The 26,096-nt window shown below is 73.8% G+C and carries 21 protein-coding genes and 1 riboswitch; of the genes, 17 read left to right on the top strand and 4 right to left on the bottom strand.

Annotated elements, in window-relative coordinates:
• Positions 1–148 precede the first annotated feature (148 nt).
• A complete protein-coding gene (locus tag HNR57_RS27030) occupies positions 149–1,747 on the bottom strand; it encodes an ABC-F family ATP-binding cassette domain-containing protein (RefSeq protein WP_184563808.1) in 1,599 nt (532 codons plus the stop codon).
• A 262-nt stretch (positions 1,748–2,009) separates the two neighbouring features.
• Here HNR57_RS27030 and HNR57_RS27035 point away from each other — a divergent pair, with 262 nt between their 5' ends.
• Positions 2,010–2,423 (top strand): VOC family protein, encoded by a 414-nt coding sequence (locus tag HNR57_RS27035; protein WP_184563810.1) that lies wholly within the window; start codon positions 2,010–2,012, stop codon positions 2,421–2,423.
• A 25-nt stretch (positions 2,424–2,448) separates the two neighbouring features.
• On the opposite strand, the gene HNR57_RS27040 is transcribed toward HNR57_RS27035, so the two are convergent.
• The 3 genes from HNR57_RS27040 to HNR57_RS27050 all read right to left on the bottom strand — a co-directional run bounded on the left by HNR57_RS27040 (position 2,449) and on the right by HNR57_RS27050 (position 6,044).
• Positions 2,449–3,849, bottom strand: coding sequence for a hypothetical protein (locus HNR57_RS27040; RefSeq protein ID WP_184563812.1), 1,401 nt, complete (start codon positions 3,847–3,849; stop codon positions 2,449–2,451).
• A 256-nt stretch (positions 3,850–4,105) separates the two neighbouring features.
• Complete coding sequence (locus HNR57_RS27045) at positions 4,106–5,233, bottom strand: alpha/beta hydrolase (RefSeq protein WP_184563814.1); 1,128 nt, start codon at positions 5,231–5,233, stop codon at positions 4,106–4,108.
• Between the two features lie 79 nt (positions 5,234–5,312).
• Positions 5,313–6,044, bottom strand: a complete 732-nt coding sequence (locus HNR57_RS27050; protein ID WP_184563816.1) for a class II aldolase/adducin family protein — start codon at positions 6,042–6,044, stop codon at positions 5,313–5,315.
• Positions 6,045–6,178: 134 nt separating this feature from the next.
• On the opposite strand from HNR57_RS27050, the gene HNR57_RS27055 reads away from it, so the two are divergent.
• The 16 genes from HNR57_RS27055 (at position 6,179) to cobC (ending at position 26,083) form a co-directional block, all read left to right on the top strand.
• Positions 6,179–6,931: a lysozyme gene (locus HNR57_RS27055; RefSeq protein ID WP_184563818.1), complete on the top strand. Its 753-nt coding sequence runs from the start codon at positions 6,179–6,181 to the stop codon at positions 6,929–6,931.
• 143 nt (positions 6,932–7,074) lie between these two features.
• On the top strand, positions 7,075–8,319 hold the full coding sequence (locus tag HNR57_RS27060; protein ID WP_184563820.1) for an inorganic phosphate transporter: 1,245 nt from the start codon (positions 7,075–7,077) through the stop codon (positions 8,317–8,319).
• Between the two features lie 34 nt (positions 8,320–8,353).
• Positions 8,354–8,575, top strand: coding sequence for a hypothetical protein (locus tag HNR57_RS27065; RefSeq protein WP_059422310.1), 222 nt, complete (start codon positions 8,354–8,356; stop codon positions 8,573–8,575).
• A 129-nt stretch (positions 8,576–8,704) separates the two neighbouring features.
• A riboswitch (cobalamin riboswitch) is annotated at positions 8,705–8,843 on the top strand.
• A gap of 103 nt (positions 8,844–8,946) precedes the next feature.
• Positions 8,947–9,900, top strand: coding sequence for a cobalamin biosynthesis protein (locus HNR57_RS27070; protein WP_184563822.1), 954 nt, complete (start codon positions 8,947–8,949; stop codon positions 9,898–9,900).
• A 1-nt stretch (position 9,901) separates the two neighbouring features.
• Complete coding sequence (locus tag HNR57_RS27075) at positions 9,902–11,410, top strand: cobyric acid synthase (protein WP_184563825.1); 1,509 nt, start codon at positions 9,902–9,904, stop codon at positions 11,408–11,410.
• A complete protein-coding gene (gene cobN / locus HNR57_RS27080; RefSeq protein ID WP_184563827.1) occupies positions 11,407–15,063 on the top strand; it encodes a cobaltochelatase subunit CobN in 3,657 nt (1,218 codons plus the stop codon). Before HNR57_RS27075 ends, cobN begins: the two co-directional genes overlap by 4 nt.
• On the top strand, positions 15,060–17,060 hold the full coding sequence (locus HNR57_RS27085; RefSeq protein WP_184563829.1) for a putative cobaltochelatase: 2,001 nt from the start codon (positions 15,060–15,062) through the stop codon (positions 17,058–17,060). The genes cobN and HNR57_RS27085 overlap by 4 nt, the downstream gene beginning before the upstream one ends.
• Positions 17,060–17,659, top strand: coding sequence for a cob(I)yrinic acid a,c-diamide adenosyltransferase (gene cobO / locus HNR57_RS27090; RefSeq protein WP_184563831.1), 600 nt, complete (start codon positions 17,060–17,062; stop codon positions 17,657–17,659). The genes HNR57_RS27085 and cobO overlap by 1 nt, the downstream gene beginning before the upstream one ends.
• Positions 17,656–19,032 carry a cobyrinic acid a,c-diamide synthase CobB gene (locus tag HNR57_RS27095; protein WP_184563833.1) on the top strand — a complete coding sequence of 459 codons (1,377 nt, stop codon included), beginning with the start codon at positions 17,656–17,658 and terminating at the stop codon, positions 19,030–19,032. Before cobO ends, HNR57_RS27095 begins: the two co-directional genes overlap by 4 nt.
• On the top strand, positions 19,029–19,760 hold the full coding sequence (cobI, locus tag HNR57_RS27100; protein ID WP_184563835.1) for a precorrin-2 C(20)-methyltransferase: 732 nt from the start codon (positions 19,029–19,031) through the stop codon (positions 19,758–19,760). Before HNR57_RS27095 ends, cobI begins: the two co-directional genes overlap by 4 nt.
• A 29-nt stretch (positions 19,761–19,789) precedes the next feature.
• Positions 19,790–20,608: a precorrin-4 C(11)-methyltransferase gene (gene cobM, locus HNR57_RS27105; RefSeq protein ID WP_184563837.1), complete on the top strand. Its 819-nt coding sequence runs from the start codon at positions 19,790–19,792 to the stop codon at positions 20,606–20,608.
• Positions 20,605–21,843 carry a precorrin-6y C5,15-methyltransferase (decarboxylating) subunit CbiE gene (gene cbiE / locus HNR57_RS27110; RefSeq protein ID WP_184563839.1) on the top strand — a complete coding sequence of 413 codons (1,239 nt, stop codon included), beginning with the start codon at positions 20,605–20,607 and terminating at the stop codon, positions 21,841–21,843. Before cobM ends, cbiE begins: the two co-directional genes overlap by 4 nt.
• Entirely contained in the window at positions 21,840–23,531 is a 1,692-nt protein-coding gene (gene cobJ, locus HNR57_RS27115; RefSeq protein ID WP_184563841.1) for a precorrin-3B C(17)-methyltransferase, read from the top strand. The genes cbiE and cobJ overlap by 4 nt, the downstream gene beginning before the upstream one ends.
• Positions 23,528–24,115, top strand: a complete 588-nt coding sequence (locus HNR57_RS27120) for a precorrin-8X methylmutase (protein ID WP_184563843.1) — start codon at positions 23,528–23,530, stop codon at positions 24,113–24,115. The genes cobJ and HNR57_RS27120 overlap by 4 nt, the downstream gene beginning before the upstream one ends.
• A complete protein-coding gene (locus HNR57_RS27125) occupies positions 24,112–25,038 on the top strand; it encodes a sirohydrochlorin chelatase (protein ID WP_184563845.1) in 927 nt (308 codons plus the stop codon). The genes HNR57_RS27120 and HNR57_RS27125 overlap by 4 nt, the downstream gene beginning before the upstream one ends.
• Positions 25,028–26,083 carry an Rv2231c family histidinol phosphate aminotransferase CobC gene (cobC, locus tag HNR57_RS27130; RefSeq protein ID WP_184563847.1) on the top strand — a complete coding sequence of 352 codons (1,056 nt, stop codon included), beginning with the start codon at positions 25,028–25,030 and terminating at the stop codon, positions 26,081–26,083. Before HNR57_RS27125 ends, cobC begins: the two co-directional genes overlap by 11 nt.
• Positions 26,084–26,096: the final 13 nt, after the last annotated feature.

The raw sequence follows: 26,096 nt of genomic DNA on the forward strand, positions 1-26,096 counted from the left end.
GCCGAGCCCGGAAGAATCGGGGACTCGGCCGCGAAATCGTTGTAGGACACACCTCGGTACGAGGAGATCTCACACAGATGATGGATCACCGCTGGGCCGAATGATCCATACGCCGTTGATCACGCATTCGATCAAGCGGCACTGACGCTCAGGCCAGGGCGACGAGATCCGCGTAGTCGGCGCCCCACAGGTCCTCGACGCCGTCCGGCAAGAGGATGATCCGCTCCGGCTGGAGCGCCTCGACGGCGCCCTCGTCGTGCGTGACGAGGACGACCGCGCCCTTGTAGGTGCGCAGCGCGCCGAGGATCTCCTCGCGGCTGGCGGGGTCGAGGTTGTTGGTCGGCTCGTCGAGGAGCAGCACGTTCGCCGAGGACACCACGAGGGTGGCGAGGGCGAGGCGGGTCTTCTCACCTCCGGAGAGGACGCCGGCCGGCTTGTCGACGTCGTCCCCGGAGAACAGGAACGAGCCGAGCGTCTTGCGGACCTCCACCAGGTCCAGGTCGGGGGCGGCGGAGCGCATGTTCTCCAGGACCGTGCGCTCCGGGTCGAGGGTCTCGTGCTCCTGCGCGTAGTAGCCGAGCTTGAGGCCGTGGCCCTCGATGACCTTGCCGGTGTCGGGCTCCTCCGCACCGCCGAGCAGGCGGAGCAGGGTCGTCTTGCCGGCGCCGTTGAGGCCGAGGATGACGACGCGTGAGCCCTTGTCGATGGCCAGGTCGACGTCGGTGAAGATCTCCAGCGATCCGTAGGACTTCGACAGGCCCTCGGCCATGAGGGGGGTCTTGCCGCACGGGGAGGGCTCGGGGAAGCGCAGCTTGGCGACCTTGTCGGACTTCCGCTCGGCCTCAAGGCCGGCCAGCAGCTTGTCCGCCCGGCGGGCCATGTTCTGCGCGGCGACGGTCTTGGTGGCCTTGGCCCGCATCTTGTCGGCCTGCGAATGCAGCGCGGAGGCCTTCTTCTCGGCGTTCTGCCGCTCGCGCTTGCGGCGCTTCTCGTCGGCCTCGCGCTGCTGCTGGTAGAGCTTCCAGCCCATGTTGTAGATGTCGATCTGGGCGCGGTTGGCGTCCAGGTAGAACACCTTGTTCACGACCGTCTCGACCAGGTCGACGTCGTGGGAGATCACGATGAAGCCGCCGCGGTAGGTCTTCAGGTAGTCGCGCAGCCAGACGATCGAGTCGGCGTCGAGGTGGTTCGTGGGCTCGTCGAGCAGCAGGGTGTCCGCGTCGGAGAACAGGATGCGGGCCAGCTCGATACGGCGGCGCTGACCGCCGGAGAGGGTGTGCAGCGGCTGGCCGAGGACCCGGTCGGGCAGGTTGAGCGCGGCGGCGATGGTGGCGGCCTCGGCCTCGGCGGCGTACCCGCCCTTGGTGAGGAACTCCGTCTCCTGACGCTCGTACTGCCTGAGCGCCTTCTCGCGGGTGGCGCCCTGGCCGTTGGCGATGCGCTGCTCGTTGTCGCGCATCTTGCGGATCAGCACGTCCAGGCCGCGCGCGGACAGGATGCGGTCGCGGGCGAGAATGTCGAGGTCGCCGGTGCGGGGGTCCTGCGGAAGGTAGCCGACCTCGCCGGAGCGGGTGATGGCGCCGCCGGCGGGCATGCCCTCGCCGGCCAGGCACTTGGTGAGGGTGGTCTTCCCCGCGCCGTTGCGGCCGACCAGGCCGATGCGGTCGCCCTTGGCGATGCGGAACGAGGCGTTTTCGATGAGGACGCGGGCACCGGCGCGCAGCTCGATACCGGAGGCGGAGATCACGGACAGACTCCAGGGCGGATACGGGGGCGGGATGGACGGCTGAGGACGTTCCCGCCGTCTAATGCGCGAGGAGAATGGCCATGGGGGACAGTCTAACGGGGGCGTGCAACCACTTTTTCTGTGTGCGGGTGTTCGATCACCGGCGGCCCGGCGGAGGGCCGTTGTCAGTGGCCGGTGGAAGACTGAACAGCGGGCCGGGAACGGGCCGGAATCCGGCTCCCGGCAGGGGGAACACCCGGCGAGACACGAGGAAGTGATCGCGATGGCAGGTACGTCCGGCGGGCGTCCGAGTATCTACCCCACGCTGCTGTACGCCGACGCGAAGGCGGCGATCCGGCAGCTCACGGAGGCCTTCGGCTTCACGGAGCTGTCGGTGTACGAGGGCGAGGACGGCTCGGTGCTGCACGCCGAGCTGGCACAGGGCAACGGCGCGGTGATGGTCGGCACCAAGGGCCGGGGCGGCCCGTTCGACGCGGCCATGAAGGACGCGGGCACCACGGGGGTGTACGTGGTGGTGGACGACGTGGACGGGCACCACCGCCGCGCCGTGGACCACGGCGTGGAGGTGCTGATGCCCCCGACGGACCAGGACTACGGATCGCGGGACTACCTGGCCCGGGACCTCGAGGGCAACGTGTGGAGCTTCGGGACGTACGCGCCCGAGATACCGGGCTGACGGCCCCGGGACCCGGGCGCCGGCCCTAGCTGCCCCCGGTGTGCACCTGGAAGGCGGCCCGGCGGACGGCCTTGGCCAGGGCCGGGTCGGGGTGTGCGGCGGCGAGGGCGACCAGGACCTGCACGGTGCGCGGGTGTCCCACGGCGCGTACCTCGTCCAGCAGCATCGGGACGGTCGGCTGGATCGCGGACTCCAGGTGGCGCACCAGCAGCGGCGCCTCCCCGTGGTCGGCGACGGCGGCCGCGGTGTCCACCCACAGCCAGGTCGCCTCCTCGCGGGTGAGGACCTCGTGGGCGTCCTCGGGGTCGGCGCCGTCGTGCTCGGCCAGCCACAGCAGCGCGTACGGCCGGAGCGTGGGCTCGTCCAGCACGCCGCGGACGTCCGGCTCGGCGGGGGCGCCGACCACGCGCAGCGCTTCGAAGGCGAGGCCGCGCAGCAGGGCGTCCTCACCGCGGGCGGCGCCGAGGAGCTCGGTGACGGCGCTGCCGACGGGGCGGGCGGCGAGCCAGGCCCGGTACTCGGCGCGGGCCGCGTTCGGGCGCAGCTGGGCGCAGCCGCGGAGCATGTCGTCGGCGGCCTGCTCGATGTTCCCGGCGGGGCTCTGCGCGGCGACGCAGATCTGCTCCAGCTTGACCCAGACGGCCCAGCTGCCGAGCGGGGTGAGGGTGGCCTGGCCGTCGCCGTAGGTGAGGGCTCCGACGGAGGCGAGGGCGCGCAGGGCCCAGTCGAGCAGGGGGGCGAGCGGGGCGTCGGTGGGCTCCGGTTCGGCCGGCGGCTCGGGCTGGGGGCCGTAGGGGATCTCGCAGCGGGCGGTGCGCAGCTCGGTGACGCGCTGCTCCAGGAGGTCCAGGAGCTGCTCCACGGGGACGGGCCCGGCGGACAGCTGGAGGAAGGACAGCGCCTGCGGCATGGCGGAGACGACCTCGGCGACGGCGGCGGGCTCGTGCTCCTCGGGCTCCGGATGGGCGAGCGACCAGGCGTCGAAGAGCGCGACCCAGCCGCGCAGCACGGCGCTGTCGTCGCGGTCCCAGGCGCGCAGCCGCCAGCCGGGGCGGGCGCTGTCGCCGTGCACCTCGACGAGGCCGGCGAGGCGGGCGGTGTCCCAGTCGGCTCTGACCTGAGCCGGTGTCAGGCCCAGCTCGCGGGCGGCCCGTTCGGCCGTCGCGTCGGAGAGGGTGGCCTTGCCGTCGTCGGTGGCGCTGTCCCGGCCGGGGCCGAGGGCGGCGTCGGCCCAGCGCGCGACGCGGGCCGCGGCGGCGAGACCTGAGCGTGCCATTCTGGCCAGCTCCGCCGGTGCCGGGGTGCCCTCCGGGGGGCGTGGTGCGGGGCGGCGCGAGCGCCGCTGGTTCATCGCTTGCGGGGCGGCGGCCAGGGGTCGCGGGCGGACGAGTCGAAGCCTGGAGTCGCGCGGGATACGGGACGTCACGGGTGCAGTCTTCCGGTTGACGGTCCGAAAACCCAAACGGAATGTCACGGCGGGCGACGGGGATGGCCAACGCACCGGTTCCTGGGAATGGTCGAGGGCCGGGAACCGGCCAGTGGTACGACGCTAAACGGAATCATCGCGACCGGTCGGCACAGAGGACGCCGGAACGCGGTTGCGACGGGGTGAAGGGGGCGTGAACGGGGGGTGCGTGAGGAGACGGCCCGGGAAGGCGGGGCGGCGGCCGGCGGGTACGGGGTCACATGAGGGGCGTCAGGAAGCGCCGGAGCGCTTCCTCGTAGGCCTCCGGGTCGGCGTTCCACATGGCTCCGTGGGGTGCGTTGCGGACGGTGCGCAGGGCGACCATGTCGGGGCGGGCGTCGGCGAGCCGGCGGGAGAGCTGCCAGGGGGCGACGGTGTCGTCGGGGCCGTGGACGACGAGCGCCGGGACGCGCAGCCCGCCGGAGGGAGCGGTGCCCGCGACACGGCCGCCGGGCAGGCCGGTGCGGCCCTGGGCGGCCCGGACCGCGAGGGGCAGCAGCGCGCCCGGGGTGCGGCGGGCCGAGGCCAGGGCGCGCAGGGTGGTCTCCCAGGCGAGCACCGGGGAGTCCAGGACGAGTCCAGACACGCGGTCGCGCAGCCCCGAGTGCGCGGCGGCGCGCAGGGCCATGGTGGCGCCCGTGGACCAGCCGTGCAGGACGACCTGGCGGGCTCCGTAACGCACGGCGTAGCGGATGGCGGCGTCGAGGTCGCGCCACTCGGTCTCGCCGAGGTGGTTCAGGCCGTCGGACGGGCGGGGTGCGCCCAGGTCGCCGCGGTAGGCGAGGGCGAGCACCGGGAAGTGGCTGCGGTGCAGGAACGGCATGACGTTCATGGCGAGTTCGCGGGTGGCGCCCAGGCCGTGCACGGCGATCACCCAGGTGTCCCGCTTGCCCGGCACGAACCAGGCGGGCAGGGCGCCGAGTTCGCCGGGGACGTCGACGTCGGCGTGTTCGAGTCCGAGGGCGGCGCCCGGATTGCCGACGTACACGTTCGGCGTGAGCCAGACCTTGTCACCGGGCTTCAGCGTGCCGTGGGTGACGCTCTCCAGGCGGCGCACGACGGTGTCGGCGGGATGCGGGGCGCCCGTCAGGACGGGGCCGACGACCGCGTGCGAGCCGTTGCCGGACAGGCCGTAGCGGCCGGGGCGCAGGGCGGCGAGGTCCCGGGTGAGGCTGATCTGCCCGGCGGCGGTGCCGTGCACGGTGAGCCGGGGTTCGGTGGGCAGGGGCCTGCCGGGGGGCGCCTTGAGCGCGGCGTCGCTGGCGAGCCGGCCGGCGGCCACCGCGGCGGCACCGGCACCGATGACGGCGGTGACGGCAGCGGCCGCCGCTTTGACAGTGCGCACGGATCCAGTGTCCTGGCGGATTCCGCGGGCGACCAGTGGGAGGCAGCGGCGGGGTGACGTCCGCGGCGGCCGGGAGGGCTCAGCCTCGCTGGCCGTAATCGCGCAGGCGTTCCTCCACCTCGGTCAGCTGCTCCCGGGACAGCAGGCTCGGGGCATGGCCGGGCACCGAGGCGGCGGTCAGCCACAGGCGGCACATCCACTCCAGCTGCGCGGTGCGGTCGTAGGCCTGGGCGAGAGTGGTGCCGTGGGTGACGGTGCCGTGGTTCCGGAGGAGGCAGCCGGAGCGGCCGACGAGGGCGCGGAGCATGTTCTCGGCCAACTCGTCGGTGCCGTAGGTGGCGTACGGGGCGACCCGGACGGGTCCGCCGAGCGCCGCGGCCATGTAGTGGATCAGCGGGAGCTCGCTCACGAGGGTCGAGACGGCCGTCGCGTGGACGGCGTGGGTGTGGACGACGGCCCGCGCGTCGGTCGTGCGGTAGACCGCGAGGTGCATGGGCAGCTCGCTGGTGGGGACGAGGGTGCCGAGGACCTGCCGGCCGTCGAGGCCGACGCCGGTCACGTCGTCCGGGGTCAGCCGGTCATAGGGCACGCCCGACGGCGTGACCAGGACGGTTTCGCCGACGCGTACGGAGACGTTGCCGGACGTGCCGACGACGAGTCCGTCCGCGACAGTGCGGCGGGCCGCCGCGACGAGGTCCTCCCAGGCGCGCGTCTCCTCGGGGCGCGCGCTCCTGCGCCGCGGCTCCCCCGCGTCCCGTCCGCCCTCTCGTGCGTCCGCCGTGCCCGGCTCGTCGCCTCGCTGCTCAGCCATGCCGCGATCCTGCCAGGCAAGGGCTCAATGCGCCGCCGGGCGGGGGCACTTACCGAAGGTCTCCGGGCATTCGACGATCTTCCGGTACGCTCCGTGAGTTTTGCCTTACACATCGTCATTCCGGGGGGAATCGCATGGCCCGTGACCGCACACCGACCCGACACCGCGGCCGCTTACTGGCGGCATCCGCGGCCGCACTCACCCTGGGCGGGGCCGCGCTCGCCGAGGTTCCGGCCTCGGCGGCGAGCCGCCCGAAGGGGCACGACGTCTCGTCCCACCAGAGGAACGTCGACTGGCCCGGCGCCAGGACGAAGGGCGCCCGGTTCGTCTACGTCAAGGCGACCGAGTCCACCACGTACCGCAACCCCTACTTCGCCCGGCAGTACGACGGTTCGCGCGCGGCGGGCCTGGTGCGCGGCGCCTACCACTTCGCCTTGCCGGACCGGTCCTCCGGCCGGGCACAGGCGGCGCACTTCGTGCGCAACGGCGGCAGCTGGACGGCGGACGGCTGGACGCTGCCGCCCGCGCTCGACATCGAATACAACCCGTACGACGAGAAGCGCAGGTGCTACGGCCTGACCAGGGCGGGAATGGTCAGCTGGATCAAGGCGTTCAGCGACGAGACCAAGCGGCTCACCGGCCGCCGCCCGGTGATCTACACGACCACCCACTGGTGGAACACCTGCACGGGTGGCAGCCGCACCCTCGCCGCCGGCCACGCCCTGTGGATCGCCCGCTACGACGCCACCGGCCCCGGGGCGCTGCCGGCCGGCTGGTCCTCCTGGACCTTCTGGCAGTACGACAACGGCGGCGGAACCCTCCCGGGTGACCAGAACCTCTTCAACGGGTCACTCGATCGGCTGAAGCGGTTCGCGCGGGGCGCCTAGCCGACGGGCGTAGGGGCGGCCGTCCCGGGGCGTTGCCCCGACCCCCCTGTGCGGTCACCCCTGCGCCCCTCCCAGTTCATCTTCCGTTCACTCAGGTTGCCTACGGTCGTCCAGCCAATGACCTCGAACGATTGCCTGGGTAAATGGAAAGCTTCTCGCTGATCCTCGCGATTGTGGTAGTAACCGCACTCGCGTTCGATTTCACGAACGGTTTCCACGACACCGCGAACGCGATGGCCACAACCATTTCCACGGGCGCCATGAAGCCCAAGGTTGCGGTGGCCATGTCCGCGGTCCTCAACCTGGTCGGCGCCTTCCTCTCCGTGGAAGTCGCCAACACGATCTCCAAGGGCCTCGTCGACGAGGCCGGCATCCGGCCCGAGGTCATCTTCGCCGCCCTGGTCGGCGCGATCCTCTGGAACCTGCTGACGTGGCTGGTCGGTCTGCCGTCCAGCTCCTCGCACGCTCTCATGGGCGGTCTGATCGGCGCCACGATCGCCTCGGCGGGCGTCGGCGCGGTGCACGGCGACGTGCTGGTCACCAAGGTCCTGATCCCGGCGATCGCCGCCCCGCTGGTCGCGGGCATCGCGGCGATGCTGGCCACACGGCTGACGTACTCCCTCGGCAAGAAGGCCGACGGCGAGGCGTCCCGGAAGGGCTACCGGGCCGGCCAGATCGCGTCGGCGGGCCTGGTCTCCCTGGCGCACGGCACCAACGACGCGCAGAAGACGATGGGCATCATCACCCTCGCCCTGGTCGCCGGCGGCACCCTCGCCCCCGACTCCGACCCGCCCATGTGGGTCATCCTCTCCGCGGGCATCGCGATCGCGCTCGGCACCTACCTGGGCGGCTGGCGCATCATCCGCACCATGGGCAAGGGCCTGACCGACCTCCAGCCGCAGCAGGGCTTCGCCGCCCAGACCTCCGCGGCCACGGTCATCCTGGCGTCCTCGCACCTCGGTTTCTCCCTCTCCACGACGCACTCCGTCTCCGGCGCCGTGATGGGCGCGGGGCTCGGCCGCAAGGGCGGTGTCGTCCGCTGGTCGACCGCGACGCGGATGTTCGTCGCCTGGGGTCTGACGCTGCCGGCGGCGGCCCTGGTGGGCGCTGTCGCCGAATACGTCACCGGCTTCGGCGCCTGGGGCACCGCGGTGGTGGCCGTCTTCCTCGTCGCCTCCAGCGCGGCCATCTGGAAGGTGTCGCGGCGGGAGATCGTCGACCACACCAACGTCAACGACACCGACGACGCGGAGCCCGCGGGCGTGGTCACCACGGCGATGGCCGCCGTGACGCCGCCGCCGGCCGGCACGCCGGCGGAGGAGCAGGTGCCGTCGTTCCCCGCCCAGGCCACCGCCGAGCGGACGCCCTCCACGACCACCACGGTCTGACCCCGCCCACCGGCAACAAGGAAGAGTCTCCGATATGAAGATCGACTGGGCGGCCCTCGGCTCCGTGTTCGGCGTCAGCCTCGTGGTCACCGTGGCTCTCGTGGGCCTGTTCACCCTCGGCATCACCGGTCTGTCCCGCCGCGAGCGGGCGGTGGCCCAGGGCGGGTCCGCGGGCCTCGCCGTCACCGGCGCGTACGCGTGTTTCGCGGCGTGCGCGGCGGCCGTCGGGTACGGCATCTACCTGATCGTGGCCTGACGGCCCGACCGCACATCGTCCGCCGGGCGGCACGGGACTTGGTCCTGTGCCGCCCGGTCGTCGTGTGTACCCAGGGGGCGGTGTGGGGTTCTCCACACTCTCCCCTCGCAGGTCAACGGCAAGTTGACGGCGGTTCGCGGCCGTGGTGGACTGCCGGGGCCAGTACGGCGGCAGGAGAGGAAGCCGGTGCAAGTCCGGCGCGGTCCCGCCACTGTCACCGGGGTAGCAATCCCCGGGAGCCAGGAACTCTCACCGCCGGTCTCGTCGAACCAGGGCGTGGACACCCTGAGTGAGGACACATATCGCCATGCGCGGCTGCCGATCGAGCTTCAACACCCCACCCCCGCCTGCCCTCCTGGCCGGCTGAGCCCATGGGTGCCGGTCGCGTCTTCGCGTACGGTGCCGCCGCCGGTCTGATCGGTGACCTGCTGCTCGGTGATCCTCGCCGGGGGCATCCGGTCGCCGCGTTCGGACGGGCCGCGGGTGCCGTGGAACGGGTGCTGTGGCGGGACCACCGCGGGTGGGGCGCGCTGCACACCGCCGTGTGTGCCGGAGGGGCCGTCGCCCTCGGGTCCGTCGCCGCGCGTGCCGTGCGGACGTCCCCCGTCGCCTCCGTCGCGCTGACCGGCGCCGCCACCTGGGCCGTCGTCGGGGGGACTTCGCTCGCCCGGGAGGCGCGGACCATCGGGCGTGCCCTGGAGGCCGGTGACGTCGAGGCGGCCCGGGCCCGGCTGCCGCATCTGTGCGGGCGGGACCCCCAGGCCCTCGACGCCGACGGCATGGCCCGGGCCGTGGTCGAGTCCGTCGCCGAGAACACCTCCGACGCGGTGGTCGGGGCGCTGGTGTGGGGGGCCGTCGGCGGGGTGCCGGGGCTGCTCGGGTTCCGGGCCGTCAACACCCTGGACGCCATGGTCGGGCACAGGTCGGCCCGCTACCGCCGGTACGGCTGGGCCTCCGCGCGGCTGGACGACGTCGCGGGGTGGCCGGGAGCGCGGCTGACCGCGGTCCTCGCCGTCCTGGCCGGGCCGGATCCGCGGGGGGCCGTGCGGGCCTGGCGGGCGGATGCGGCGCAGCATCCGAGTCCCAACGCCGGGCCCGTGGAGGCCTCGTTCGCCGGGGCGCTCGGGGTGCGTCTCGGCGGGACGCTCTCGTACGGCGGGCGGGTGGAGCACCGGCCCGTGCTGAACACGCAGGGGCGTGCCGTCGGTACGCACGACGTCGAACGGGCCGTGCGGCTGTCGAAGCGCGTGACCTGGCTCGCGCTCGGGGTGTGCGCGGGCGCGCGGATGCTCAAGGGTGCGCGGTTGCCGAAGAGGGGGAAATGACATGAGCGGTGGGCTTCTCGTCGCCGGGACGACCAGCGACGCCGGCAAGAGCGTCGTGACCGCCGGGATCTGCCGGTGGCTGGTGCGGCAGGGCGTGAAGGTCGCGCCCTTCAAGGCGCAGAACATGTCCCTGAACTCCTTCGTGACGACGGAGGGGGCCGAGATCGGGCGGGCGCAGGCCATGCAGGCGCAGGCCTGCCGCATCGAGCCGACCGCGCTGATGAACCCCGTGCTGCTCAAGCCCGGTGGCGAGCAGAGCAGTCAGGTCGTGCTGCTCGGCAAGCCGGTCGGGGAGCTGAGCGCGCGCGGCTACCACGGCGGGCGGCAGCAGCAGTTGCTCGGGACGGTGCTGGACTGCCTGGAGCAGTTGCGGGGCACGTATGACGCGGTGATCTGTGAGGGGGCCGGTTCTCCCGCCGAGATCAATCTGCGGCGGACGGACATCGTGAACATGGGGATCGCCCGGAACGCCGGGCTGCCCGTGCTCGTCGTCGGCGACATCGACCGGGGCGGCGTGTTCGCCTCGTTCTTCGGGACGGTGGCGCTGCTGTCGCCCGAGGACCAGGCGTGTGTCGCCGGGTTCCTCGTCAACAAGTTCCGCGGGGACGTCTCCCTGCTGGAGCCGGGACTGGACATGCTGCACGGGCTCACGGGACGCAAGACGTACGGCGTGCTGCCGTTCCGGCACGGGCTCGGGATCGACGAGGAGGACGGACTGCGGGTCTCCCTGCGGGGAGCCGTACGGGAGTCCGTGGTCGCCCCGCCGGTCGGTGGGGACGTACTGCGCGTCGCGGTCTGTGCCGTGCCGCTGATGTCCAACTTCACCGACGTGGACGCGCTGGCCGCCGAACCCGGCGTCGTGGTGCGGTTCGTGGACCGGCCCGAGGAGCTGTCCGACGCCGACCTCGTCATCGTGCCCGGCACCCGCGGGACGGTCCGCGCGCTGGAGTGGCTGCGCGAGCGGGGCCTGGCCGGGGCCCTGGTCCGCAGGGCGGCCGAGCAGCGGCCCGTGCTCGGCATCTGCGGCGGCTTCCAGATCCTCGGCGAGCACATCGAGGACGACGTGGAGAGCCGCAGGGGCCACGTCGACGGGCTCGGGATCCTGCCCGTGCGGGTGCGGTTCGCCCGCGAGAAGACCCTCACCCGGCCGCGGGGCGAGGCTCTCGGGGAGCGTGTCGAGGGCTACGAGATCCACCACGGGGTCGCCGACGTCATCGGCGGACAACCCTTCCTTGACGGCTGCCGGGTCGGCCAGACCTGGGGCACACACTGGCACGGTTCGCTGGAGTCGGACGGCTTCCGGCGGGCCTTCCTGCGCGAGGTGGCGGCCGCCGCGGGCCGCCGCTTCGTCCCCGCGCCGGACACCTCGTTCGCCGCGCTGCGCGAGGAGCAGCTCGACCGGCTCGGCGACCTGATCGAACAGCACGCGGACACCGACGCGCTGTGGCGGCTCATCGAGTCCGGCGCGCCGCAAGGACTGCCCTTCATTCCACCGGGAGCGCCCGCATGAGCACTGTGTTGTTGTTGTCGACCGCCGACACGGACCTGCTGGCGGCCCGGGCCGCCTCCGGTGCCGACTACCGGATCGGCAACCCGACCCGCGTGGACGTCCGGGAGGAGCTGCCGGCCCTGCTGGACGGGGCGTCCGTCGCCGTCGTCCGGCTGCTCGGCGGCAAGCGGGCCTGGGAGGACGGGCTCGCCGCGCTGAAGGCCTCCGGCATCCCGACCGTGCTGCTGGGCGGCGAGGCCGTGCCGGACGCGGAGCTGATGGCCGAGTCGTCCGTCCCGGCCGGTGTCGTGGCCGAGGCGCTGAAGTACCTCGTGGAGGGCGGCCCGGACAACCTCACCGAACTCGCCCGGTTCCTCTCGGACACCGTGCTGCTGACGGGCGAGGGGTTCGTCGAGCCGCGGAAGATGCCCGAGTACGGCGTCCACGGCGAGCGCGCCCGGGTGGAGGGCCGTCCGACCATCGGCGTGCTCTTCTACCGGGCCCACGAACTGAGCGGCAACACCGGCTTCGTGGACACCCTGTGCGACGCGATCGAGGCCCGGGGCGCCAACGCGCTGCCCGTGTACTGCGGTTCGCTGCGCGGGGCGGACGAGGGCCTGTACGAGATTCTCGCGCAGGCCGACGCCCTCGTCGCCACCGTCCTCGCCGCCGGCGGTACGCACGCCTCGCAGGCCTCGGCGGGCGGTGACGAGGAGGCCTGGGACATCGGCGCCCTCGCCGAGCTGGACATCCCCGTGCTGCAGGGCCTGTGCCTGACGTCGTCGCGGCAGGCCTGGGCGGACTCGGACGCCGCCCTCTCCCCCATGGACGCCGCGATGCAGGTGGCCATCCCGGAGTTCGACGGGCGGCTGATCACCGTGCCGTTCTCCTTCAAGGAGCAGGGACCGGACGACGTTCCGGTGTACGTCGCCGACCCGGAGCGGGCCGCACGCGTCGCCGGAATCGCCGTACGGCACGCCAGGCTGAAGCACAAGGACAACGCCGAGAAGAAGCTCGCGCTGGTCTTCACCGCCTACCCGACCAAGCACTCCCGGGTCGGCAACGCGGTCGGGCTCGACACCCCGGCCTCGGCGGTGCGGGTGCTGGACGCGCTGCGGGACGCCGGGTACGTCGTCGAGGGGCATCCGGACGAGGGTGACGAGCTGATCCACCGGCTCATCAACGCCGGTGGGCACGACGTGGAGTGGCTGACGGAGGAGCAGCTGGCCGCCGCGCCCGCGCGGGTGCCGCTGGCGGACTACCGGGCGTGGTTCGAGAAGCTCGACCCGGAGCTGAAGGACGCCATGACCGAGGCGTGGGGCGAGCCGCCCGGCAGCCTCTACGTCGACGGCGACGACATCGTGCTGGCGTCGCTCCAGTTCGGGAACGTCGTCGTGATGATCCAGCCGCCGCGCGGCTTCGGCGAGAACCCGATCGCGATCTACCACGACCCCGACATGCCGCCGTCTCACCACTACATGGCGGCCTACCGCTGGCTGGAGAACAGTTTCGGCGCCGACGCCATCGTGCACATGGGCAAGCACGGCACCATGGAGTGGCTGCCGGGCAAGGGGCTCGGGCTCAGCGGGGGCTGCGCGCCGGACGCGGTCCTCGGGGACCTGCCGCTGGTCTACCCGTTCATCGTCAACGACCCGGGCGAGGGCACCCAGGCCAAGCGGCGCGGGCACGCCACGGTCGTCGACCACCTCGTGCCGCCGATGGCCCGCGCCGACACCTACGGCGACCTGGCCAAGCTGGAGCAGCTCCTCGACGAGTACGCGCTCGTCTCCGACCTGGACCCGGCGAAGGCCCCGACCGTGCGCGCCCAGATCTGGACGCTGGTCAAGGCCGCCGAACTCCATCACGACCTGCACGTCGACGAACAGCCGGACGACGCGGAGTTCGACGAGTTCGTCATGCACATCGACGGCTACCTGTGCGAGATCAAGGACGTGCAGATCCGCGACGGCCTGCACATCCTGGGCGGCGGGCCGGTCGGCGAGCCACGCGTCAACCTCGTGCTGGCCGTGCTGCGCGCCTCGCAGGTGTGGGGCGGGCAGGCCAACGCGCTGCCCGGGCTCAGGGCGTCGCTGGCGCAGCACTTCGGGCTGGTGGAGAAGGAGCTGCTGGCCGAGCCGGGCGCCCCGGTGAAGGTGCCCGTCGAGCTGACGGACCTGGTGGACGGCCCCTCGCGCAGCGCCGCCGACGCGATCGACCTGCTGGAGCAGCTGTGCCGGCGGATCGCGGAGGGCATGGAGGAGCGCGGCTGGGCGGTCGCCGACAGCGCGCCCCTGGTCCGGGAGGTCCTCGGCACCGAACTGCCCGACGCGGTCGCCGTGCTGGAGTTCGCCTGCACCGAGGTCGTGCCCCGGCTGGAGAAGACCACCGACGAGATCGGGCACATCCTGCGGGCGCTGAACGGCGGCTACGTCCCGGCCGGTCCGTCCGGCTCGCCGACCCGCGGGCTCGTCAACGTCCTGCCGACGGGCCGGAACTTCTACTCCGTCGACCCGAAGGCCATTCCGTCCCGGCTGAGCTGGGAGGTCGGGCAGTCGCTCGCGGACTCGCTGGTGCAGCGGTACCTGCAGGACACCGGTGAGTACCCGAAGTCCGTCGGGCTCACGGTGTGGGGCACCTCGGCGATGCGCACCCAAGGTGACGACATCGCCGAGATCCTGGCGCTGCTGGGCTGCCGGCCGGTGTGGGACGACGCCTCGCGGCGCGTGACCGGGTTCGAGGTGATCCCCCCGGCGGAGCTCGGCCGGCCGCGCATCGACGTGACGGTCCGCATCTCGGGGTTCTTCCGGGACGCGTTCCCGCACGTGGTGGGTCTGATCGATGACGCCGTGCGCACGGTGGCCGAGCTGGAGGAGCCGGCGGAGTCCAACTACGTCCGGGCCCACGCCGACCAGGACACCGCCGAGCACGGCGACCGCCGCCGCGCCACGGCCCGCATCTTCGGATCCAAGCCGGGCGCGTACGGGGCGGGTCTGCTGCCGCTGATCGACGCCCGCAACTGGCGCTCCGACGCGGACCTCGCCGAGGTGTACGCGGTGTGGGGCGGCTACGCCTACGGCCGGGGCCTCGACGGGCGGGCCGCGCGCGGGGACATGGAGACGGCGTTCAAGCGGATCGCCGTCGCCGCGAAGAACGTCGACACCCGTGAGCACGACCTGGTCGACGCCGACGACTACTTCCAGTACCACGGCGGCATGGTGGCCATGGTGCGGCACCTGACGGGCGCGAGCCCCGAGGCCTACGTCGGCGACTCGGCCACCCCGGACCAGGTGAAGACCCGCACGCTCGGCGAGGAGACGCACCGCGTCTTCCGCGCCCGGGTGGTCAACCCGCGCTGGATGGCGGCGATGCGGCGGCACGGCTACAAGGGCGCCTTCGAGATGGCGGCGACCGTGGACTACCTGTTCGGGTACGACGCCACGGCCGGTGTCGTGGACGACTGGATGTACGAGAAGCTCAGCGCCGAGTACGTCTTCGACCCGGAGAACCGGGACTTCATGAAGAAGTCCAACCCCTGGGCGCTGCGCGGCATCACCGAGCGGCTGCTGGAGGCCGCCGACCGCGGACTGTGGGCCGAGCCCGACGCGGAGACGCTGGAACGGCTCCGTGCCACCTACCTGGAACTCGAAGGCGACTTGGAGGGCGACGAGAAGTGAGCACCCCCTTTCCGTTCACGGCCGTCGTGGGCCAGGACGACCTGCGGCTCGCGCTGCTGCTGAACGCGGTGTCCCCGGCGGTCGGCGGTGTGCTGGTGCGCGGCGAGAAGGGCACGGCCAAGTCGACGGCGGTGCGGGCGCTGTCGGCGCTGATGCCGACGCTGGACGTCGTCTCCGGTTGCCGCTTCTCCTGCGACCCCGGCTCCCCCGACCCCGGCTGCCCGGACGGGCCGCACGAGCCGGGGGCGTTCGAGACCCGGGCCGCGCGCATGGTGGAACTGCCCGTCGGCGCCTCCGAGGACCGGCTCGTGGGCGCGCTGGACATCGAGCGGGCCCTCTCCGAGGGCGTGAAGGCCTTCGAGCCGGGCCTGCTGGCCGACGCGCACCGCGGGATCCTCTATGTCGACGAGGTCAACCTCCTCCACGACCACCTGGTCGACCTGCTCCTGGACGCCGCCGCGATGGGCGCCTCGTACGTGGAACGCGAGGGCGTCTCCGTCCGGCACGCGGCCCGCTTCCTGCTCGTCGGCACCATGAACCCCGAGGAGGGCGAGCTGCGGCCGCAGCTGCTCGACCGGTTCGGGCTGACCGTCGAGGTCGCGGCCTCCCGGGAGCCCGACCAGCGGGTGGAGGTCGTCCGGCGGCGGCTGGCCTACGACGACGACCCGGCCGCCTTCGCCGCGCGCTGGGCCGAGGAGGAGGCCGCCGTACGGGCCCGGATCGTGGCCGCGCGGGAGCTGCTGCCGTCCGTGCGGCTGGGCGACGGGGCGTTGCGTCAGATCGCGGCGACCTGTGCGGCCTTCGAGGTGGACGGCATGCGCGCGGACATCGTGATGGCGCGGACCGCCACCGCGCTGGCGGCCTGGGCGGGGCGTACGGACGTGCTCGCGGAGGACGTCCGGCAGGCGGCGCTGCTCGCACTGCCGCACCGGCGGCGGCGCAACCCCTTCGACGCGCCGGGGCTCGACGAGGACAAGCTCGACGAGACCCTGGAGGAGTTCGGCGGTTCGGACGACGACGATCCGGACCCGGACCCCGGGCCGGACGGGCCCGGCGGGGGCGGCGGCGGACAGCCGGAACCCGACGACGCGCCCCAGGGCGGCGACGACACCGCGGCGCGGCCCGAGGCCGGTGAGGACGGGCAGCCGCAGCCGTCGGGCGCCGGCGAGCAGTCGGCCGTACGGGCTTCCGAGCCGTTCCGCACCAAGGTGCTGAGCGTGCCCGGCATCGGCGAGGGCGCCGCCGGGCGGCGTTCGCGGGCGCGGACCGAGCACGGGCGCACGACCGGGGCCCGGCGGCCCCGGGGCGCGCTCACCAAGCTGCACCTGGCCGCGACCGTGCAGGCCGCGGCGCCGCACCAGCGGGCGCGCGGACGGTCCGGGCCGGGCCTGGTGGTGCGCCGGGACGATCTGCGGCAGGCCAGCCGCGAGGGGCGCGAGGGCAATCTCGTGCTGTTCGTCGTGGACGCCTCCGGGTCGATGGCGGCACGGCAGCGGATGAGCGCCGTGAAGGGTGCTGTGCTGTCGCTGCTGCTGGACGCCTACCAGCGGCGCGACAAGGTGGGCCTGGTGACCTTCCGCGGCACGGACGCGGACGTCGCGCTGCCGCCGACCTCGTCGGTGGACGCGGCCGCGGCCCGGCTGGAGACGCTGCCCACCGGCGGGCGGACACCGCTCGCCGCGGGGCTGCTGCGCGCGCACGACGTGCTGCGCGTGGAGCGGCTGCGCGATCCCGCGCGGCGGCCGCTGGTCGTGGTGGTGACGGACGGGCGCGCCACCGGCGGCCCCGAGCCGGTCGCCCTCGCCGGGCGCGCGGCCCGGCTGTTCGCGGCCGACGGGGTCGCCTCGGTCGTCGTGGACTGCGAGTCGGGTCCGGTACGGCTCGGGCTCGCCGGGCAGCTCGCGGGCGAACTGGGCGGGACGGCCGTGACATTGGACGAGCTGCGCGCGGACAGCATCGCCGGGCTCGTGAAGGACGTGCAGAGGAGGGCCGCGTAATGCCGCAGGGACAGCCGAGTGTGGTGCCGGACGACGGGCTGACGACCCGGCAGCGCCGGAACCGGCCGCTGGTCGTCGTGCACACGGGCGTCGGCAAGGGCAAGTCCACCGCCGCCTTCGGGCTCGCGCTGCGGGCCTGGAACCAGGGGTGGCCGATCGGGGTGTTCCAGTTCGTCAAGTCGGCGAAGTGGAAGGTCGGCGAGGAGAACGCCCTGCGGGTGCTCGGCGCCTCCGGCGAGGGCGGGTCCGTCGACTGGCACAAGATGGGCGAGGGCTGGTCCTGGGTGCAGCGCGACGCCCAGATGGACAACGAGGAGAAGGCCCGCGAGGGCTGGGAGCAGGTCAAGCGGGACCTGGCGGCCGAGACGTACAAGCTGTACGTGCTCGACGAGTTCGCGTACCCGATGCACTGGGGGTGGGTGGACACGGACGAGGTGATCTCCGTGCTGCGGGATCGGCCGGGGACGCAGCACGTCGTCATCACCGGGCGGAACGCGCCCGACAAGCTCGTGGACTTCGCCGACCTCGTGACCGACATGTCCAAGGTCAAGCATCCGATGGACGTGGGCCAGAAGGGCCAGAGGGGCATCGAGTGGTGAGTGCTTCCGTCCCTCGGCTGGTCATCGCCGCGCCCTCCTCGGGCAGCGGCAAGACCACCGTCGCCACGGGGCTGATGGCCGCGTTCGCCGCGCGTGGGCTCGCCGTGTCCCCGCACAAGGTCGGGCCGGACTACATCGACCCCGGGTACCACGCGCTCGCGACCGGGCGGGCGGGACGGAACCTCGACGCGTACCTGTGCGGGCCCGAGCTGGTCGGGCCACTGTTCCTGCACGGGGCACAGGGCTGTGACATCGCCGTCGTCGAGGGCGTAATGGGGCTGTACGACGGGGCCGCGGGCGAGGGTGAACTCGCGTCGACCGCTCATGTCGCGAAGCTGCTGCGGGCGCCGGTGGTGCTGGTCGTGGACGCGTCGTCGCAGTCGCGGTCGGTGGCGGCGCTGGTGCACGGGTTCGCCTCCTGGGACCCGGAGGTGCGGGTCGGGGGCGTGATCCTGAACAAGGTCGCCTCGGACCGGCACGAGGAGCTCTTGCGGGAGGCGCTGGAGCAGGCGGTGGTGCCGGTGCTGGGGGTGTTGCGGCGGGTGGCGCAGGTGTCCACCCCGTCTCGGCATCTCGGGCTGGTTCCTGTTGCCGAACGGCAGGGTGCGGCGGTCGAGGCTGTCGCGGCGATGGCAGCGCAGGTGGCCGACGGGTGCGACCTGGGGGCGCTGGAGGCACTGGCGCGTACCGCCGGTGCCGTACCAGGGGGCTCCGCCCCCTGGACCCCCGCCTCGCCCACCCACCACCCGACGCGGTCGGACGAGCAGCGGCCGCCCGTCGTCGCCGTCGCCGGTGGACCCGCCTTCACGTTCTCCTACGCCGAGCACACCGAACTCCTCACCGCCGCCGGTGCCGAGGTCGTGGTGTTCGATCCGCTGCGGGACGAGGAACTGCCCGAGGGGACCGCCGGGCTGGTGATCGGGGGCGGGTTTCCCGAGGTGTACGTCTCCGAGCTGTCGGCCAACGAGCCCCTGCGCAAGGCCGTTGCCGCCCTCGCGGAGAGCGGTGCTCCCGTCGCCGCCGAGTGCGCCGGGCTGCTGTATCTGTGCCGGGAGCTGGACGGGCTGCCGATGTGCGGGGTGCTGGAGGCCCGGGCGCGGATGACCGAACGGCTCACCCTGGGCTACCGGGACGCCGTGGCCGTGGGCGACAGTGTGCTCGCGGCGGCCGGGACCCGGATGCGGGGGCACGAGTTCCACCGGACCGCGGTGGAGCCGGGCTCGGGAGCGGAGCCCGCCTGGGGGGTCCGCTCCCCCCGGCCGCGGGTCGAAGGTTTCGTACAGCGCGGTGTGCACGCGAGCTATCTGCACACGCACTGGGCGTCCGAGCCCGGTGTCGCCCGTCGGTTCGTCGAGAGGTGCCGGACGTCATGAGCAGCAAGCTGGTCGGAGTCGGGGTGGGGCCCGGGGATCCGGAGCTGGTGACCGTCAAGGGGGTGAACGCCCTGCGGGAGGCGGACGTCGTCGTCGTGCCCGTGATGGACACCGGGGAGCGCGGCCGGGCCGAGGCGACCGTGTTGCACTACGTGCCCGAGGAGAAGGTCCTCCGGGTCGTGTTCGCGCTGAACGAGCGCAGCGACCGGGGGCGGCGCGAGGCCGCCTGGGACGCGGCCGGGGGGCGGGTCGCCGAGCTGCTGAAGCACCACGGCAGCGTCGCCTTCGCGACCATCGGCGATCCCAACGTGTACTCGACGTTCACCTACCTCGCGCAGACCATCGCCGAACTGGTGCCGGGGACCGTCGTCGAGACCGTGCCCGGGATCACCGCCATGCAGGACCTCGCGGCCCGGTCGGGCGCCGTGCTGACCGAGGGCACCGAGCCGCTGACGCTCGTGCCCGTCACCGCGGGGGCGACGGTGCTCAAGGAGGCCCTGGCCGGGCCCGGGACCGTCGTCGCCTACAAGTTCGGGCGGCAGGCACGCGAGGTCGCCGGGGCGCTGCGGGAGACCGGGCGGCTCGCCGACGCCGTGTGGGGGTCGGCGCTCGGGCTGCCGGAGGAGTCCATCCGCCCCGCGGCCGAGCTGGACGGCGCCCCCCTGCCGTACCTGTCGACGCTCATCGCGCCCGCGCGGCGCGACGGCGGACGCGGCGGCAAGTTGTGACACCCGTGAACCACGAAAGGACCCATCCCATGGCCGACGCCCCCGCCGGCAAAGTGACCTTCGTCGGCGCCGGTCCCGGTGCCGCCGACCTGCTGACGTTCCGCGCCGCGCGCGCCATCGCCGAGGCCGACGTGGTGATCTGGGCGGCCAGCCTGGTCCAGGAGGAGGTCCTGGAGCACGCCCGTGAGGACGCGGAGATCCTCGACTCGGCGACCATGTCCCTGGAGGACGTCGTCGCCGTGTACGAGCGGGCCCGCGGCGAGGGGCTGAAGGTGGCCAGGATCCATTCCGGTGACCCGGCCCTGTGGGGCGGCACGCAGGAGCAGGTCGACCGGTGTGCCGGGATCGGCATCGCGACCGAGATCGTGCCCGGGGTGTCCTCCTTCTCGGCCGTCGCGGCGCTCGCGCAGCGCGAGCTGACCATCCCGGAGGTCGCCCAGTCGGTCGTGCTCACCCGGCTCGGCGGCGGCAAGACGCCCATGCCTCCCGGGGAGGAGGTCCGGGAGTTCGCCAAGCACGGCACCACCATGGCGGTGTTCCTCTCCGCCGCCCGCAGCGGGCAGCTCGTGCGGGAGCTGCTGGAGGGCGGCTACCCGACGACGACCCCGGTCGTGGTGGCGTACCAGGCGACCTGGCCGGAGGAGCTGGTCGTGAAGTGCACGATCGGCACGCTGGAGGAGACGGTCAAGGAACACAAGCTCTGGAAGCACACCCTGTTCCTGGTCGGCCCGGCGCTCGACGCGCACGGCACGCGCTCGCACCTGTACCACCCGGGTCACTTCCACGGCTACCGCAAGGCCGACCCGGAGGCCCGCCGGGCGCTGCGCGAGCGGGGGGCGAGTACGTGATCACCGTGTTCGGCACGGGGACGGGGACGGCGCCTTGCGACGACGTCCTCGCCGGTGCCGGGCTGGTCGTGGGCGGGCGGCGGCATCTCGACGCCGTACGGCTGCCCGAGACGGCTGAGCGGGTCGTGCTCGGGCCTCTCGCGCCGGCCCTGGACACCATCGGCGAGTACGTCGCGAAGGACCGTCCCGTTCTGGTGCTGGCTTCAGGCGACCCCGGGTTCTTCGGGATCGTGCGGGTGCTGGCCGAACGGTTCGGGCCGGAGCGGCTGGACGTGCGGCCCGGGGTGTCGTCCGTGGCCGCCGCGTTCGCGCGGATCGGGCTGCCCTGGGACGACGCCGTGGTGGTGAGCGCCCACGGCCGGGAGCTGCGGACGGCCGTCAACGTGTGCCGGGCCCAGGCGAAGACGGCCGTGCTGACCGGGCCGGGTGCGGGTCCGGCGGAGCTGGGTGCCGCGTTGCGGGACGCGGCGCGGGTGCTGGTCGTCGCGTCCGGGCTCGGCTCGGACGCGGAGCGCGTGGAGCGGGTGACGCCCGCCGAGGCCGCCGCCCGGGACTGGGGTAAGGCGGTGAACGTGGTGCTGTGCCTGGACGAGGAGCGGGCGCTCGGCGCCGTACGGACGGTCGCGGGGCCCGGTGAGCGGCCCGCCGGCTGGGCCCTGGAAGAGGCGGAGTTCACCCACCGGGACTCGATGATCACCAAGTTCGAGGTGCGGGCGCTGGCCCTGGCCCGGCTGGGGCCGCGCCCGGGCGACCTGGTGTGGGACGTGGGCGCGGGTTCGGGGTCCGTGGCCGTGGAGTGCGCGCGGCTCGGTGCTGCCGTCACCGCCGTGGAGAAGACCGCGGACGGCGTGGAGCGGATCCGCGCCAACGCCGCCGCGCACGGTGTGGACGTGCGGGTGGTGCACGGCGTGGCACCGGACGCGCTGGTGGATCTCGCCGAGGCCCCGGACGCCGTGTTCGTCGGAGGCGGCGGGCGTGAACTGCCCGCCGTGGTCGCCGCGTGCGCGCGGCGTGCCCGGCGCACCGTGGTCGTCGCCATGGCCGCGCTCGACCGGGTACCGGCCGCGCGCGCGTCCCTGACGAGCGCCGGTTTCCGCTGCGACGGCGTGCTGCTGCAGTCGTCGCGGCTCGCGCCGCTGCCCGGGGACGTGACCCGGCTCGCGGCGGCCAATCCCGTTTTCCTGCTGTGGGGCGTCCGGCCCCCGGCAGCTGTCGAAGAAGGAGTCGCTCAGTGATCGGCCTCATTTCCGCCACCGCGGCGGGAGCGGCTGCGCGGGACCGGCTGGCCGCGGCGTGGCCGGACCGCACGCGTGTGTACGAGGGTCCCGTGGGGGACGCCGTACGGGCCGCGTTCGCGCAGTGCGAGCAGCTCGTGTGCTTCCTGGCGACGGGGGCGGTGGTGCGGCTGGTGGCACCACTGCTGTCCGGCAAGACCGAGGACCCGGGCGTGGTGTGCGTCGACGAGGGCGGGCGGTTCGCCGTGTCCCTGCTGGGCGGGCACGCGGGCGGCGCCAACGAACTGGCCCGCGAGGTCGGCGCGTTGCTGGACGCCGAGCCGGTCGTGACGACGGCCACGGACGCCGTGGACCTGCCGGGCCTGGACACCCTCGGCCTGCCCGTGGAGGGCGATGTCGCCGGGGTGTCGCGGGCGCTGCTGGACGGTGAGGCCGTGGCGCTGCGGGCCGAGGTGGCCTGGCCGCTGCCGCCGCTGCCGGTGGCGGAGGAGGGGTCGTACACGATCCGGCTGACCGACCGGCTCGTCGAGGCGGCCGAGCGCGAGGTGGTGCTGCGTCCGCCGACGCTGGTGGTGGGGGTCGGGGCGTCGAAGGGCGCACCGGCCGAGGAGGTCCTCGGGCTGGTGGAGGGTGCTCTGCGGGAGGCCGGGCTGTCTGTGGCGTCCGTCGCGGAGCTGGCCACCGTCGATGCCAAGGCCGAGGAAGCCGGCATCGTCGAGGCCGCGCAGCGGCTCGGGGTGCCCCTGGTGACGTACTCCGCCGGGGAGCTGGCCGGGGTCGACGTGCCCAACCCGTCCGACGCGCCGCTCGCCGCCGTCGGGACCCCGTCGGTGGCGGAGGCCGCCGCGCTCGTCGGCGGGGGCGAACTGCTCGTCCCCAAGCGGAAGTCGGCCGCGAGCCCGGCCATGGCGACCTGTGCCGTCGTACGGCGTCCGGGGCGCGGGCGGCTCGCGGTGGTCGGGCTCGGGCCGGGCGCCCGGGACCTGCTGACGCCTCGTGCGCAGGCCGAACTGCGGCGGGCTTCCGTCCTCGTGGGGCTCGACCAGTACGTCGACCAGATCCGTGATCTGCTGCGGCCCGGCACCCGGATCCTGGAGTCGGGGCTCGGCGCCGAGGAGGAGCGGGCGCGCACGGCCGTCGAGGAGGCCCGCAAGGGCCAGGCCGTCGCGCTGATCGGCAGCGGGGACGCGGGCGTCTACGCCATGGCCTCCCCCGCGCTGGCCGAGGCCTCGGACGACATCGACGTGGTCGGTGTGCCCGGCGTGACGGCGGCGCTCGCGGCCGGTGCGATCCTGGGCGCCCCGCTGGGCCACGACCACGTGTCGATCAGCCTGTCCGACCTGCACACGCCGTGGGAGGTCATCGAGCGGCGGGTGCGGGCGGCGGCCGAGGCGGACATCGTGGTCACCTTCTACAACCCCCGTTCGCGCGGCCGTGACTGGCAGCTCCCCAAGGCGCTGGGCATCCTCGCCGAGCACCGGACACCGCGGACGCCGGTCGGTGTGGTGCGCAACGCCTCGCGGCCGGACGAGTCCAGCCGGCTCACCACCCTGGGCTCCCTCGATCCGGCGACGGTCGACATGATGACGGTCGTGACCGTGGGCAACACGGCGACCCGGGACATCGCGGGGCGCATGGTGACCCCGCGCGGCTACCGCTGGCAGTCGGCGCAGGAGGGCTCCGAGTGAACCGTGTCGTCCATCCCATCGAGGAGGAGTCCTACCGGCGGCTGCGGGCCCGGCTGGACACCTCGCACTTCCCGCCGCTGACCCGGGCGGTCGTGGAGCGGGTCATCCACTCCGCCGCCGACCTCGACTACGCCACCGACCTCGTCATGGACGAGGCCGACCTGGCGAAGGCGCACGCGGCGCTGCACGCCGGGGCTCCCGTGGTCGTGGACGTGGCGATGGTCGGCGCCGGCATCACCCGGCGCGAGACCGTCTGCCGCCTCGGGGACGCCGAGGCCGGTCCAGGGCTGACCCGGTCCGCGCACGCGATCCGGCTCGCCCACAAGCAGGTCGGCCCGGGCGCCCTGTGGGTGATCGGCAACGCGCCGACCGCGCTGGAGGAGCTGCTGACCCTCGACGCCGATCCCGCGCTCGTCATCGGACTGCCCGTCGGTTTCGTCGGAGCCGTCGAATCGAAGGCCGCGCTGCGCGAGAGCGGACTGCCCGCCGTGAGCAACGTGTCCGAGAAGGGCGGGTCGGCGGTCGCCGCCGCCGCGCTCAACGCCCTGCTGTACCACCCCACTTCCGCCGAGGAGAAACTGTGACCACCCCGCCCGCCCTGCTCATCGCCGGCCACGGCACCCGGGACGACGCCGGAGCCGAGGCGTTCCGCGACTTCGTACGGCAGCTGGGGGCCCGGCACCCCGAACTGCCCGTCGCCGGCGGCTTCATCGAGCTGTCCCCGCCGCCGCTGGGCGAGGCCGTCACCGGGCTGGTGGAGCAGGGCGTACGGCGGTTCGCCGCCGTCCCGCTGATGCTGGTCTCCGCCGGGCACGCCAAGGGCGACATCCCGGCGGCCCTGGCCCGCGAGAAGGAGCGGCACCCGGGCATCTCGTACACCTACGGGCGTCCGCTCGGCCCGCACCCGGCGCTGCTGAACGTGCTGGAGCGGCGGCTGGACGAGGCCCTGGGGTCGGCGGGCCGCACGCCCGGGGACCGTTCCGACGTGACGGTGCTGCTGGTGGGCCGCGGCTCCACGGACCCGGACGCCAACGCCGAGGTGCACAAGGCGGCCCGGCTGCTGTGGGAAGGGCGCGGGTACGCCGGCGTCGAGACGGCGTTCGTGTCGCTGGCGGCGCCGGACGTGCCGAGCGGGCTGGACCGCTGCGTGCGCCTTGGCGCCCGCCGGATCGTGGTCCTGCCCTACTTCCTGTTCACGGGCATCCTGCCGGACCGGGTGCGGCACCAGACGGAGGGCTGGGCCGCCGCGCACCCCGAGGTCGAGGTGCTGTCGGCCGATGTCATCGGGCCGGAGCCCGAGCTGCTCGACCTGGTGTGGGAGCGGTACGAGGAGGCCGTCAAGGGCGATCTGCGGATGAACTGCGACTCGTGCGTGTACCGCATCGCGCTGCCGGGCTTCGAGGACAAGGTGGGCATGCCGCAACAGCCGCACTTCCACCCGGACGACGACGACCACCACCACGGGCACGGGCACCACCACCACGGCGCTCACTCGCATGCGCACTGAGCACGGGCACGATCTGCGCCACCACGGGGACGCGGAGGTGCGGGACGACGGCGGCTCGCTCGTCGACCTCGCCGTGAACGTCCGCGCGGACACGCCGCCCGCCTGGCTGCGGGAGCACATCGCCGCGTCGCTGGGCGGGCTCGCGGCCTACCCCGACGGGCGTTCCGCGCGGGCGGCGGTGGCCGCCCGGCACGGACTGCCGGTGGAGCGGGTGCTGCTGACGGCGGGTGCGGCGGAGGCGTTCGTGCTGCTGGCGCGGGCGCTGAAGGTGCGGCGGCCGGTGGTCGTCCACCCCCAGTTCACGGAGCCGGAGGCGGCGCTGCGGGACGCGGGGCACCAGGTCGGCCGGGTGCTGCTGCGGGAGGAGGACGGTTTCCGGCTGGACCCGGCGGCCGTCCCCGAGGACGCGGACCTGGTGGTGATCGGCAACCCCACGAACCCGACGTCGGTGCTGCACCCGGCGGACGCGATCGCCTCACTCGCCCGGCCCGGGCGGGTGCTGGTGGTGGACGAGGCGTTCATGGACGCGGTGCCGGGCGAACACGACTCCCTGGCCGGGCGCGTCGACGTACCCGGACTCGTGGTCCTGCGCAGCCTGACCAAGACGTGGGGGCTGGCCGGACTGCGGATCGGATACGTGCTGGCGGCGCCCGAGACCGTCGAGGACCTTCAGCGGGCGCAGCCGCTGTGGCCGGTGTCGACCCCGGCGCTGGCCGCCGCCGAGGCGTGCGTGGGGCCGCGTGCACTGGCGGAGGCGGCCCACGCGGCGCACCGCATCGCGGCGGACCGCGCGCACCTGCTGGCGGGCCTCGCCCGCTTCGCCCCGGCCGGGCTGCGGGTGGCCGGGCCCGCGCGGGGCCCGTTCGTCCTGGTCCGCGTGGAGGGGGCGTCCGCGGTCCGCCGACGGCTGCGCGACCTCGGCTACGCCGCGCGCCGCGGGGACACGTTCCCCGGGCTGGACGAGAAGTGGCTCCGGCTGGCGGTGCGGGACCGCGGCACGACCGACGGGTTTCTACGAGCGCTGCAGCGAACGCTGACGGACTGACACCTCAGCCCCG

It is taken from the genome of Streptomyces paradoxus (genome assembly GCF_014202475.1).
GTDB lineage: Bacteria > Actinomycetota > Actinomycetes > Streptomycetales > Streptomycetaceae > Streptomyces > Streptomyces paradoxus.

What these genes read in the sequence shown, in the direction of transcription:
- HNR57_RS27035 (WP_184563810.1), top strand. Translation starts at nt 2,010, where the DNA reads ATGGCAGGTACGTCCGGCGGGCGTCCGAGTATCTACCCCACGCTGCTG.
- HNR57_RS27050 (WP_184563816.1), bottom strand. Translation starts at nt 6,044, where the DNA reads ATGGCTGAGCAGCGAGGCGACGAGCCGGGCACGGCGGACGCACGAGAG.
- HNR57_RS27055 (WP_184563818.1), top strand. Translation starts at nt 6,179, where the DNA reads ATGGCCCGTGACCGCACACCGACCCGACACCGCGGCCGCTTACTGGCG.
- HNR57_RS27060 (WP_184563820.1), top strand. Translation starts at nt 7,075, where the DNA reads ATGGAAAGCTTCTCGCTGATCCTCGCGATTGTGGTAGTAACCGCACTC.
- HNR57_RS27065 (WP_059422310.1), top strand. Translation starts at nt 8,354, where the DNA reads ATGAAGATCGACTGGGCGGCCCTCGGCTCCGTGTTCGGCGTCAGCCTC.
- HNR57_RS27070 (WP_184563822.1), top strand. Translation starts at nt 8,947, where the DNA reads ATGGGTGCCGGTCGCGTCTTCGCGTACGGTGCCGCCGCCGGTCTGATC.
- HNR57_RS27075 (WP_184563825.1), top strand. Translation starts at nt 9,902, where the DNA reads ATGAGCGGTGGGCTTCTCGTCGCCGGGACGACCAGCGACGCCGGCAAG.
- cobN (WP_184563827.1), top strand. Translation starts at nt 11,407, where the DNA reads ATGAGCACTGTGTTGTTGTTGTCGACCGCCGACACGGACCTGCTGGCG.
- cobO (WP_184563831.1), top strand. Translation starts at nt 17,060, where the DNA reads ATGCCGCAGGGACAGCCGAGTGTGGTGCCGGACGACGGGCTGACGACC.
- cobI (WP_184563835.1), top strand. Translation starts at nt 19,029, where the DNA reads ATGAGCAGCAAGCTGGTCGGAGTCGGGGTGGGGCCCGGGGATCCGGAG.
- cobM (WP_184563837.1), top strand. Translation starts at nt 19,790, where the DNA reads ATGGCCGACGCCCCCGCCGGCAAAGTGACCTTCGTCGGCGCCGGTCCC.
- cobC (WP_184563847.1), top strand. Translation starts at nt 25,028, where the DNA reads ATGCGCACTGAGCACGGGCACGATCTGCGCCACCACGGGGACGCGGAG.